Raw genomic sequence first — 13,472 nt, 5'->3', positions numbered from 1 at the left:
GCTAAAACAAAATATCTGCTTTATCTTTTTTTATTTCTTAATCTTTATTTTGATTGATTTGACAGGTCCAGTAAGTGTCTTTCCGTTATACTCTCTGTAGGCTTTGACAGCTACCCAGTAAGTCTTTCCTGCCTTAAATGTTGTCTCTTCTGATACAGTGCACTTCTTGCCTGTTACTTCCGTAGCATATTTAAACTTACCGTTTTTGCTTGTCTTATAATATACTTCATATCCTGTTACTTTTGATGAATAGTTCCATGAAAGTACGACTTTCGCCTTTTTAGCTTTTTTCTTCTTTGTTACTTTTGCTTTAAGACTTGTAACAGCTTTAAGTTTTGGCATTACTGTCACACCCACTGAAACAGTCTTTGTGATGTCACCCTCTGTGTAGGATACTGCTGCATACTGCGTTCCTGTTTTATTTACATTTATATTTGAATAATCAACCTTGTAATCAGATGCAGCCAATGTTTTCTGCGTCTCATCAGAGTAGATTGCCTTTACATTAGAGAAATTAATTTTCTTAATCTTTTCTCCCTGTGTTATGACATTTGTTCCTGCCGAAAGACTGATACCGCGAAGTACAGTTGTCTCACTGTTCTCACCTACAATAAATGTTGCGGCTGCCTTGTCTGTGCCGTCTGTTATCTTAAGTGTATTATTTACTATTGTAAGATACTGTCCCGGCTTATAAACACTCTCAAATGAAACTCCATCCTCAGAGCCGTCAAGTGCCTTTACACTTCTGAATGTCTGTCTTTTTGCCATCTCATCAGTACCGGTTGAATCCTGGTTAAGTGTAACCTTGCCATTATCATTTACAGTAAGATAAAGTCCTGATTTATTTTCAGACTGGATTGACACATATGCAGGTTTTGTCTTGTCAGACTTACCGTCTGTGAGTACCCACTGTGCGTCTTTTACATCAGAATATCCCATAGCACCTACATAAACATTTTCATAAGGATAATCTGCATCATCAAACGAATTAAGGAAATTTTCATGTGCAAGAACGCCAGCACCCGCCTTTGTGTAAATTTTTGTAGTGCTTCCTGCTATGCCTGCTGTTGTCTCAGGTACTTCATCAATACTTCCGTCTTCATTAAACTTAAGTTCAGTTATGTTTGCAACTCTGCGGTATCCGTTTCCACCTGCAAGTGCACCATTGTGATAGATAAAATATGTCTTTCCTTTAAAATCTATAACTGCCATATGGTTTGTGTTTGATGTGACATTTGGTCTTGCGATTTCTTTTCCCTCTGACCACTCGCCATTTAATAAATCATCGGTGGTTGCATATGACATTCCCTCTCTCCATCCTGAAGCATAGAAGAGATAATACTTTCCATAGTAATTGCCATTTGCATCCTGTCTTCTGTAAAGCCATGGTGCTTCAGTATATGAAGTAACTGATGTTTTCTGGATAACATCAGCAGTCTTTGTTGATGTGCCGCCTGTAATCTTTCCATCACCATTCTGGTCTTTTACCGAAATCATATCATCATTTAACTCACAGATATAATAATTTCCATTTCCCCATGCAAGATAACGGTGCTCCTCGCCCTTGTCATCTTTTTCAATCCATACTGTAGGATCGATGTCATTCCATGTGCTTGACTCAGTACCAAAATCAGTAACCTTACCGCTCACAACAGGCTTTCCTAAATCCTTAAACGGTCCTGTAGGACTGTCTGATACGGCAACACCGATAGACTGCTGTCCATTACCTGATGTCGCATCCCATGTGCAATAGTAGAAATAATATTTTCCATTGTGCTTAACAGTCTGAGCTGCCCAAGCCGATGTGCTTCCTGTTGCCCATGAAATATCTTTGGCACTCATTATCTCGCCCTCATATTTCCAATTAACAAGATCCTTTGTAGAATAGCAGATCCAGCCGTCAATATCATATACTTTATCGTTTACTTCCTGATCTGTTGACACATCATGTCCCGTATAAAGATAGACCGTATCTCCGTCTACCATAGCTGACGGGTCACCGCCATATGTAAGTTTGCCATTGTTGTCATATCCGCCTATAGGATTTGTGTACTGGCTCTTTGCCACTTCAACTTCACCCTCTCCGAGCGGTTCTTTAACTATACTGCTGCCTGATGTTACAGACACTTCCGTCTCAGATGCTTCTGCTTTGTCTGAACCTGAAAAACTGTTTACCGCAGGAACAGATGTAGCAACAAGGCTGAGTGCAAGTATGCTTGCAAATAATTTTGTCTTTCTCATACTGTGTTCTCCTCCCAAGAAATTTGTTATTTTATAATTTTTAGCAAAACAAAAATTATTTTATAATTTGTTTAATATTATATACAATTTATGCAAAACTTGCAATATAAAAGATGGATTTTTTTAGGTTTTTTATGCATTTTACATATTTTTGACACAATTATTTTAGTTTTTTTCAAAATAAAATAGTATTTTTGTTGTAAATTGGTACATAATATGTTATTCTTTTATATGAAATAACTATAAACAAAAAACAAATTTTCGGAGGTAACACTATGAAGAAAAACTTTAAGCGGGCTGGTGCCATCGTACTTTCGACAGCACTTGCTTTGTCAACTGCAACGACTTCATTACCAAGTCTTTCCTTATTTAATAATGAATCTGTTGCAAAAGCTGCAAGCGTAACTCATGTAACGACTTCTCCTACGAGAGTTTCCGTGCATGACCCATCTATCACAAAATCAAGTGACGGTACATATTATGTATATGGTTCACACACTGCTGCAGCAAAATCAACTGACCTTGTAAACTGGACAAAGCTTTCAAACGATCTTAATGCAGGTGATTCAACCAGTGCAACAAACAACTTTGTTTTCGGAAATATGCCTGAAAATCTTAAAAAGCCATTTAAGTGGGCAGGTGACCATGATGAAGATGCTTCTTTTTATAATGTATGGGCTCCTGATGTTTTCTGGAATCCTGATTATATAAACACTGACGGTACAAAAGGTGCATATATGATCTACTTCTGCACAAGTTCAACAGCAGTGCGTTCAGTCATTGCTTTTGGTGTCTCACAGAGCATTGAAGGACCTTTCACTTGTGTCGATACTCTTATCTACTCAGGTTTCACAAAGAATAAACCGGCTTTCGAGGGTTCTAAAGATACAAGTTATACAAACACAAATATTCCGGACCTTATAAAGAGCGGTCAGATTGAAAAATATGATACAACCTGGTCATCAGGAGACTCTTATAACAATTCTTATGCTCCTAATGCAATCGATCCGGAAATCTACTATGATAAATCCGGAAAGATGTGGATGACTTACGGTTCATGGTCAGGCGGTATATTCACACTTGAGATTGACCCTGCTACCGGCAAGGCAAAATATCCCGGCAAGACATATACAAGAGATGACGGACTTCAGGTAGACCAGTATTTCGGTACAAGAATCGCCGGAGGTAAGGCAACTTCAGGTGAGGGTCCTTTCATACTCTACGATGAAAAAACGGATTACTTCTATTTATATATGTCATATGACTGGCTTGGTGTTGACGGCGGATATAACATGAGACTTTTCCGCTCAAAAAATCCTGACGGACCTTTCGTCGATGCAGCAGGCAATAACGCAAATATGTATGTATCAAACGGCAAAGACCACAATGATGTAGGTATAAAAGTTATGGGAACATACAAGTTCTCATGCCTTGATAAGTATTACAAAGCCGAGGGGCACAACTCAGCAATGATAGATGATGACGGTCAGATGTATCTTATCTACCACACAAGATTTTCTGACAGCGATGATTATCACGAAGTAAGAGTTCACCAGCAGTTCCAGAATGAAGAAGGCTGGCCTGTTACTGCTCCTTTTGAAAACAAAGGTGATAAGATTTCAAAGACAGGTTATGCCAAAGATGATATAGTCGGCGAATACGAATTTGTAAACCACGGTAAATCGGGTGTTGCAACTGCTAAGACCCAGTCGATAAAGTTAAATGCAGACGGTACCATTTCAGGTGATGTAACAGGTACATGGACAGCAAAAGACGGCACATATTATATGAACGCTGTTATAAACAAAGTAACTTACAGCGGTGTATTCTTCCTTCAGCATGATGAATCATCTGATTGCAAAAAAGTTATGACATTTACGGCAATCGGAACAAATAACCAGTCTGTCTGGGGTGTAAAAAAAGATGCTTATAAGTACACGGACAAAGAAATCCTTGAAAGAGCAGCAGGAAACCTTGATGCAGACCGTCCTGTAATATCAAAGACAACTTCTGACATCACACTTCCTACAGAAGGATTTAATAGCTCAACTATCACATGGTCTTCAAGCAACGCTGACATTATCGCAAATGACGGAAAAGTTACAAGACCTGAAAATGATACAGAAGTTACACTCACTGCCACTATAAAATCAGGAAATGAAACTGTTACAAAAACATACAAAACAACAGTTCTTGCTTCATCACTTATACCTGATTATAAATATGACTTTGAATCCGTAAGTGAAAAATCAGTAGCAAACAGCGGAAAAAATAGTGCTGCCGCAACACTTATCGGCAATGCAAAAGTAAGCAAAGATAACTGGTACGGTAATGTTCTTACTATAAAAAATACAAAGAGTAATGAAAACTATTTATCACTTCCTTCCGACCTATTTAAAAACATTGATGAATCAGGTTTTACTGTTGGAATGTGGGTAAAAGTTAATTCAGAAACTACAGATGCAACTGCATTATTTGAAGCAAAATCATCAAAGAACCGTAACTGCTATCCATACACGGCACTCCATTCAAGCGTTTACGCAGACTTTGCAAGCTTGGAAGGAACAGCAAAAGGAAGTTACCAGACATCATTTATCTCAGGCAGATGGAGTCATGTTGTTTATACAGTCTCTAAAGATGGTGTTAAAACATATATTGACGGTGATTTAAGTGCAAATCAGGAAGTTTCTCTTTCAGAAGCACTTTCAGATAACAAATTATCCGATATTGATGATGTCCGTATAGGAAGCGGTATTATGTCGTACCTTGAAGATGTACAGAATGCACAGTTTGACAATATTGAATTTTATTCAACTGCACTTTCTGATAAAAATGTAAAAGAAAAATATAAAGAAGAATCTGCTGCATATCCGACATTGAAGTTTAATGCATCAGCAACTACTCTCTATGCAGGCGGAAATACCGGTAAAACAGCTAAGCTTTCTGTTTCAGCATCACCAAGCATTACAAAAGAAGTTACATACACTTCTTCAAATCCGGGTGTTGCTGAAACATCAAATGGTATTCTCACAGCTAAAAAAGCCGGTACTACTACTGTTACTGCAACAATAACTTCAGGTGACAAGACAAAGACACTCACAAAAACATTTACAGTCAAGAAAGCTTATATCAAGTTCACAAGCAAAAAGGCTTCTCTTAAAGTAAAGAAAACAGCTAAATTCAAAGTAAAAGGCTATGGTGTTAAGTTATCAAATGTGAAATGGTCATCAAACAAACCTGCCGTACTTGCAGTTAATAATTCAGGTAAAGTTATTGCAAAGAAGAAAGGTAAAGCTGTTATAACAGCAAAGATGGGCAAATACAAGGTTACATATAAAGTAACAGTTAAGTAATCAGCTATCAAAGCTCAACCATTAAAAAATAGCAAAACCAGTGCTTTGCTATACAATAAAAATAAATATTGTCCGACCGGACAAACTGCCATATTAATATGATTTAATCCCACGGAATTTTAGAAACAGTAAAATTCCGTGGGATTTTTATTGCAGCAAAAAACAAATAAAACAGAACTGTTAAACAGTTCTGTTTTACATTTATATTATATTTAAATCTCATCCTCTGTCATAGGTGTATAGCTGATGGCTACATTAATATCCTGACCATAATTTCCAAATGACTTTCCAAACAATGTAAGACCACCCTTATGCGTGGCATTTTCATCCACACCGAGTTTAAATCTTATATTGCTTCTGTAATCAAAATTAAAATCATTTATCGTAACATCCGAAATCTTAAGACCATCTATAAATGTGCCTTTTCTGTTTATAACAAGAAGTTTTAAAAGTCCGTACTGATTCCAGTTTTCAGGCCACCATGTCGGTGTGAAAAGCCCTTTAACATCACCAAAATCTCCAGGTGATGTCCAGCATCCCAGCGGTTTATCATTAAGATAAAACTCTATGTCAGACGGCCAGTCACTGTTTACTCCCGGTGCTTCTGAACTAAGCTCCATTGTGATTGATATCTGTGTAATCTTCTGAAATCCAGGAATAAAATTTGGAATAACATACTCTACAAAACCATTTGTAAACCAGAGTATCTCAGCATTGTATCTGTCAGGATGCTCAAAGTACCTTGCATCATCAACCTCGCCGATAAGTGCCTTGCTTGATGCAAGACCACATGTAGGTGTAATATCATAGTTTGAATAATGACCTATCTTTACTTCCGTATTATAAACATTCTCATCCCCAACCTGTTTTTCAAGGTCAATTATTATCCTGTCCCAGTGAACTGAGCATATCTTCTGATTGCCATGCACTACCGACTCTGCCGATGTTGTAATAAGTCCACAGCTCTCAAGTTTTTTGATATGTCCCGTAAGTGCTCCATTTGTTATATTCAGCCTTGCTGCCAGATCTTTCATACTCATATTGCTGTTTTCGAGCAATATATTTAATATCTGTATTCTGACATCGGAGCCAAGTGCTTTGAATATTTCTATTCCGTCGTCCAATGATGTTATATGTAACAATTTTTCAACCTCTTTTCCCTTAGATATCTTTTATAAAATTAAATTAGAGGCAAAAAATATTTTACCACTAACTTACGCATCTCAAAATAACAAAACAACTCTTTTTATATGATTCTCTTACATTTTTATTTTATATACGCCTAAAATAGTCAATGTATTATATGACTATTTTTTAATGTTTTTAACAAAAAAATTCAATTTTTTACATAAATTATATAACATTTTTCATAAACATTATACATAATAAACTGAAATTAGTCAAACAAAAACTAAAATGTTTTAGATTTTCAGTAACAGTTCAGCACAAAAAAGATAATTGGCAATAAAGAAGCTTGCTTATTTTATTGTTTATTATCTTTTTTGGGTAGAATAGCCTTTCATTTATAAATGAAATAAACTTAAGCTGCATAGCAGCGGCTGACAGCTCGCTGGCAGGTTTATGAATTTATTAAATGCAAGGCTGAACTGTTACGATTTTTACATTTTCACAAAAAAGTACACTTATCAACATTTTTCGTCAAGGTGAAATAAATACACTAAATATAACATTTTACACTTGTCTTTCAATCTATTTTTAGATATAATTAAATTACTTTAATGTATATTAAAATATGTAGCATTTTTATGTTTTACACATCTTTTTAATATTAAGCACAATATTTACATATGCCGACTGAACCATAGCTGTCAGCATATGTCATTAACGATTTATGGAGCTTATATGCTCCGGAAACGAGGAATAGTATGAGAACAAAAAAATTAAACTTACTGCCATTAAAAGCACTTAATGTTGATGATTTTTTCTGGAACAAATACACCGGACTTGTCACTAAAGAAATCATCCCTTACCAGTGGAAAGCACTCAACGATGAAGTAGCTGACGCAGAGCCAAGCTACTGTATCGACAACTTTAAAGTTGCTGCAGGACTTAAAGAAGGTACATTTCACGGCTGGGTATTTCAGGATACCGACCTTGCCAAATGGCTTGAAGCCGTTGCCTACTCCCTCTCCTATGAACCTAATGAGGTACTTGAAAAACTTGCTGATGACGCAATAGACCTTGTAGGAAAAGCACAGCAGGAAAATGGTTATATCAATACCCACTTTTCTATCCTGCATCCGGGCAAGCAGTATTGTAACCTCAAAGAGGGACATGAACTTTACACCACAGGACATTTTATAGAAGCTGCGATAGCTTATTATGAGGTAACCGGAAAAGATAAATTTTTAAACATAATGAAGAAAAACGCAGACCTTATCTGCGAAGTATTCCACACTGAAAAATATAAAAATGCAGTTCCGGGGCACGAAGAAATAGAACTTGCACTTATGAAACTCGCCGATGTCACGGGGGATGATAAATACTCAGACATGGCAAAAGATTTTGTAGACAGACGCGGTACAGAACCTAATTATCTGTTTAATGAAAGCAAAAACGAGGATTTCATAGATGTATGGCACGACCCAAATCCTTACATTAACGAATATGGTCAGAACCATCTTCCTGTAAGAAAACAGAAAACGGCAGAAGGACACGCCGTAAGAGCCACATATCTCTACTGTGCAATGGCTGATATAGCACAGAAATATCAGGATGAGTCACTCTTTGAAGCCTGCGAAAACCTCTACAACAATATTATCAACAAGAGAATGTATATAACAGGCGGCATCGGAAGTTCAGGAGTAATGGAACGCTTTACTACGGATTATGACCTTCCAAACGATACAAACTATTCGGAAAGCTGTGCTTCAATAGGACTTGCTCTCTTCTGCCGCCGCATGGCTCAGATAACCGGAGACAGTAAATATATAGACACAATGGAACTTGCACTTATGAATACCGTACTTGCAGGTATCGCAATGGACGGAAAGAGTTTCTTCTATGTTAATCCGCTTGAAGTATGGCCTGATAACTGTATTCCGGCAACTGATAAAAACCATGTAAAACCTGTACGACAGAAATGGTTCGGCTGTGCGTGCTGCCCTCCTAATATCGCAAGAACATTGAGTTCTCTAGGCGAATATCTTTTCATGCAGAGTGATGACGGACTCTTTATAAATATGTTTGCAGGCGGTGAATATAAGACAACAGCACTCGGTGGCTTTAAAAAGCTTGATATACATACAAAATTCCCATTTGACGGAAAAATCTCCATATCAATATCAGATATTCCTGATGCAGTCGTAACAACCGAGAACTCCGAGGCCAACAAAAAACTCTATATCAGAATACCTTCATATGCACATAATTTCACAATAAAAATTAACGGCAGTGACATAACTGATTACCGCACTGAAAACGGTTATGCAGTCCTCTCAAAAGCTGACATAGCATCAGCATGGCGTGGAACTGATATAGAGATAAACTTTGAAATGCCGGCACACTTTGTATATGCAAATCCAAAAGTTCGTGCAGATGCAGGCAAGGCAGCCATCAAAAAAGGTCCTCTTGTTTACTGTGCAGAACAGGTAGACAACGGAGAAAACATTTCATCAATCATGGTAGATATAACAAAACCGATAAGCGAATATTGGGATGAGAATACACTTGGTGGAATAACAGTCATCAAAGCACACGGAAAGACCATCAAAAATCCTGAACAGTACGACGACGAAGCACTCTACTCAGATACACCTGCAGAGCTTGGCTATAAAGAGATAACATATGTTCCTTATGCAAACTGGGGCAACAGAGGTGCCGGAGAAATGTACACATGGCTCAGGAGATTTTGCTAAACCTTTGAATAATATATAAATGTTTGGGCGTAATATCAAAAAAATAATATAGCTTTATATCAATATACAAAAGCCGTTTTGGAGAATGATTTTTAATAATTCTCCAAAACGGCTTTGCTGTAATAATTATAATTTGGAATTTTATAAAAGTATCTGCTGCAACATATCATCAAAAATATTTTATATGCATCTTTTAAAAAATTTAAGAAATTATTTCCACAATCTTTTCTATATCACTTCCCGTTATTTCTGCTATCTGCTCTATAGTAAGATTAGCTTTATACATATTTTTGATAATTTCCTTTTCCTTTTCGTTCTGTTTCTTTTGAAAAGCAAGCACTTTGTTGCTAAGTTCAGTATTCTCTACTCTCAGTTCCTCATTCTCACCTTTGAGTTCATCCACCATATACTTTACAGTATTTTCATCCAATATTCTTAAAGCTTCTGAATACATATTAAACACCTCCTCCGGTTTTACAAGATATTCTACCATCTCAATATATATTTCTTCGAGCCACGGATATTTTTCAATATTTCTATCTATCTTTTCTATATCATCCGTCACAAAAAGTGACAGCCACGCATTTACATTTTTTCTTGTATTATTTCCTATATCATTACTTAAATAATATTCGCTTTTCTTAAACTCGTCAAGTGCAATTATATAACATTCCTGATACATTTCCATATCAAGTCCGGTATCAAATTTCATCTTTCCCTTATGCAGATATGCACCTTTTAAATTCTCCGATTTACAGATTGTGGGTGAATTTTCGTATATTACTATCGTTATTACTTTGTTGAGGTCTTTATATGTAAAATAATTACCTTTTTCTGATTTTTTCTTTTACATACCTCGATGTACAGATAAACAGGACTTATATATGTTTGGCAAGCGGCATTTCAAACTCGCCGGCACTTGCGCACCGTATTTAGGTGCGTTAGCTGCGTGTTTGTTATAGCGCAAGCGTGCCGCCTAAAAACATATATAAGTCCTGTTTGTCGTCACTCCCCCAAGAAAAAGTCCCCTACCAAAATTTATGCGGACATCTCCCCACTTTCGCCGCAGCCCTAAGCTCTACATAACATCCGCAAGCACCACAAGTCCCAGCATTAAGCAGATCACATTCTTTGCAGACAGCCAGCCTCTCCTCGTATTTTTTCTCTGATACACGGTCTGTTTCTTTTATACCTTTTTTATATTTTTCTATCATTTTTGCATCTTCTTCTGCCATTTCACGAAGAAAACATTTTTTACATATATGTGCCATAATAACCCTCATTATATAAGTCAAGTCATGCCCCACAGTTTACTGCGAGGCATGACCTGATTTCGTTTATTTTTAATTTATTTCTGTACTCTTATCTCTACTACCGAATTTGCCGGAAGCTTTGCTACGATATTTCCGTTTTTAACTTCATAATCAGCAAAGTCTTTTTCTACTACTTCCTCAGGTGCTTCAAATGTATTGTGAGCATGCATATCACTATTTGTTACTATGCGTGACTCTGCCACTTTGTACTCACCGTTTGAAAGCTGTATCTCCACTTCCTCTGCCGCTTCTATTGAGAGGTTGTTGAGTGTGATAGTGATAACTCCGTCTTTATCTTTTGATACTGACTCTGTTACTTTTGGCACCTTCCACTCTTCAGGACCAATCTCGTCTATTCCTGTCACACTGCTCTCAAGAAGTTTTGCTCCCTGATGATGTCTATACATATGCATTACATGATATGTAGGTGTCTTTATCATCTTGTCGCCCTCTGTAAGAAGCACTGACTGGAGTACATTTACCATCTGTGCAAGTGCTGCTATCTTTACCCTGTCACTGTGCTTATTAAATATATTAAGCGTAATTCCTGCGATAAGGGCATCCCTTACAGTATTCTGCTGATACAAAAATCCCGGATTTGTTCCAGGCTCACAAGTGTACCATGCCCCCCACTCATCAACACACATTCCTACTTTTTTCTCAGGGTCATACTTATCCATGATAGTTCCATGTCTTGTTATAAGCTCATCCATATGAAGTGCCTTGTTAAGCGTCTTATACCATACATCACCGTCAAAGTCCGTTGAACTTCCCTTTATCTCCCATCCTTCCGGATGCACATAATAATGAAGTGAGAGATAATCCATAAATCCATGTGCCCACTCTGCATGGCTGAAACAGGTCTTCATAACACCCTCAGTCCAGAAATAATCATCGACATTTGCACCACAGCAGACTTTCTTTACAGGTTTTTCAGGGTCATAGTTTCTAACATATGTCTGATAACGGCGGTACTCATTTGCATAAAACTCAGGAGTCATATTTCCGCCACAGCCCCAGTTTTCATTGCCGACACCAAAGAAATCAACATTCCACGGCTCCTCATGTCCATTCTCTTTTCTGAGATCTGCCATAGGTGATATACCGTTAAATGTCATATATTCAACCCATTCTGACATTTCCTGTACCGTTCCGCTTCCGAGATTTCCATTTACATAAGTCTTGCAGCCTAACTGACGGCAAAGTTCCATAAACTCATGTGTTCCGAAGCTGTTGTCCTCAACAACCCCGCCCCAGTGGGTATTTATCATTTTCTTTCTCGTCTCTTTTGGTCCGATACCATCTTTCCAATGATACTCATCCGCAAAGCATCCGCCGGGCCAGCGAAGCATTGGCACTTTAAGTTCCTTTAATGCCTCAACTACATCTGTACGCATACCGTTTACATTAGGTATGTCAGAATTTTCTCCTACATAAATTCCCTCATAGATACATCTTCCGAGGTGCTCTGAAAAATGACCGTAAATTTCAGGTTCGATCGTACTTAATTCTTTGTTTTCATTAATTACAAGTTTTGCCATATTGCTCCTCCATCAGTCTTTGTAAGAAAATACTGGTCTTCCATCCTCGTCCCAGCGAAGCTTCATAAGCATTGCGTGTCTGTTAGGATTGTAAAGAGGATCTCCCTCTATCTCAGCTTCTTTTCTTGCATGATATACCATAACATCGTTTCCGTCCTCATCTACTGTAAATGAGTTATGTCCCGGTCCATATATCTCAAGTTCTTCATTGGTCTTGAGAACCGGGTATCTCTCTTTCTTCCATGATAATGGATCGAGTACATCTGAATTTTCATCAGCCGTAAGCATACCCATACAATAATTTATACCTGTGTCACTTGCTGAATATGTAAGGAAAATCTTTCCGTCATGCTTGATGACTGCCGGTCCCTCATTTACCCAGAAACCATGACGCTCCCAGTCATAATCAGGTGTTGTAAGAAGTACCTGAACCGTCTTAAGCTTATATCCCGACTCCATCTCAGCAATGTAAAGATTAGAAATCTGTGGACCTACGCTTACTTTTTCAGCCCATACATAATAATATTTTCCTTTGTTTTCAAAGATAGTAGCATCAAGTGAAAATGCCTCAAATGAGAATATATCATCATCTGCTCTTTGCATTTTTCCTCTCTCTATCCATTCATCATTTATAGGATCATCACCCTGACACTCAAGCACATATGGACGAATATTCCAAATATTTTCTGCTTCTCCTGCCGCAAAATAGATATACCACTTTCCGAAAAGATAATGAAGCTCCGGAGCCCATATATGTTTGCTCATAATTCCACTCTCATGCTTTTTCCATACTACAACTTCCTCCGCATCTTTAAGACCGTCAAGAGTTTTTGATCGTCTGAGTGCGATACAGTCATAACTTGGAATAGATGCCGTAAAATAATACCAGCCATCCTTTTTGCATACAAATGGATCTGCTCTCTGCAATATCCACGGTTCATTGTACTTAAGTTCTTTGTTTTCTGCCATTTGTTTTCTCCTTTTCCTTTATTGATTTTATTTTTAATTTTACCTTTTACTAAAGTATTTTAATATCAATTAAATTATACCTTAAATTATACGATTTGACAACCGTTTTTGTTATTTTTTTAATAAATTTGTAACAGTCCTCATTTGCAAAACTAATTTCCACCCCTATATGACTTG

At 37.3% G+C, this 13,472-nt stretch carries 8 protein-coding genes; 2 read left to right on the top strand and 6 right to left on the bottom strand.

Annotation, left to right across the window (positions count from 1 at the left end):
- Positions 1–30: 30 nt before the first annotated feature.
- Entirely contained in the window at positions 31–2,241 is a 2,211-nt protein-coding gene (locus DWZ63_RS00040; RefSeq protein WP_118498120.1) for a family 43 glycosylhydrolase, read from the bottom strand.
- 275 nt (positions 2,242–2,516) lie between these two features.
- Between DWZ63_RS00040 and DWZ63_RS00035 the strand changes: the two genes are divergently transcribed.
- Positions 2,517–5,594 (top strand): glycoside hydrolase family 43 C-terminal domain-containing protein, encoded by a 3,078-nt coding sequence (locus tag DWZ63_RS00035; protein ID WP_055944052.1) that lies wholly within the window; start codon positions 2,517–2,519, stop codon positions 5,592–5,594.
- Between the two features lie 212 nt (positions 5,595–5,806).
- Here DWZ63_RS00035 and DWZ63_RS00030 read toward each other — a convergent pair whose 3' ends face one another.
- Positions 5,807–6,736 (bottom strand): winged helix-turn-helix transcriptional regulator, encoded by a 930-nt coding sequence (locus tag DWZ63_RS00030; protein WP_055944058.1) that lies wholly within the window; start codon positions 6,734–6,736, stop codon positions 5,807–5,809.
- A gap of 744 nt (positions 6,737–7,480) precedes the next feature.
- On the opposite strand from DWZ63_RS00030, the gene DWZ63_RS00025 reads away from it, so the two are divergent.
- Positions 7,481–9,472: a beta-L-arabinofuranosidase domain-containing protein gene (locus DWZ63_RS00025; protein ID WP_055944060.1), complete on the top strand. Its 1,992-nt coding sequence runs from the start codon at positions 7,481–7,483 to the stop codon at positions 9,470–9,472.
- A gap of 202 nt (positions 9,473–9,674) precedes the next feature.
- On the opposite strand, the gene DWZ63_RS00020 is transcribed toward DWZ63_RS00025, so the two are convergent.
- The 4 genes from DWZ63_RS00020 to DWZ63_RS00005 form a co-directional block, all read right to left on the bottom strand.
- A complete protein-coding gene (locus DWZ63_RS00020) occupies positions 9,675–10,184 on the bottom strand; it encodes a hypothetical protein (protein WP_055944063.1) in 510 nt (169 codons plus the stop codon).
- Between the two features lie 316 nt (positions 10,185–10,500).
- A complete protein-coding gene (locus DWZ63_RS00015) occupies positions 10,501–10,743 on the bottom strand; it encodes a DUF6171 family protein (RefSeq protein ID WP_022014440.1) in 243 nt (80 codons plus the stop codon).
- A 77-nt stretch (positions 10,744–10,820) separates the two neighbouring features.
- Positions 10,821–12,326, bottom strand: a complete 1,506-nt coding sequence (locus DWZ63_RS00010) for an alpha-N-arabinofuranosidase (protein ID WP_118498118.1) — start codon at positions 12,324–12,326, stop codon at positions 10,821–10,823.
- Between the two features lie 12 nt (positions 12,327–12,338).
- Entirely contained in the window at positions 12,339–13,295 is a 957-nt protein-coding gene (locus DWZ63_RS00005; RefSeq protein WP_022014442.1) for a glycoside hydrolase family 43 protein, read from the bottom strand.
- Positions 13,296–13,472 lie beyond the last annotated feature (177 nt).

It is taken from the genome of Clostridium sp. AF34-13, assembly GCF_003477845.1.
Lineage (GTDB): Bacteria > Bacillota > Clostridia > Lachnospirales > Lachnospiraceae > Butyribacter > Butyribacter intestini.
Note: the sequence above shows the minus strand (reverse complement) of the source record. Positions and strands in the feature narration are given on the sequence as shown.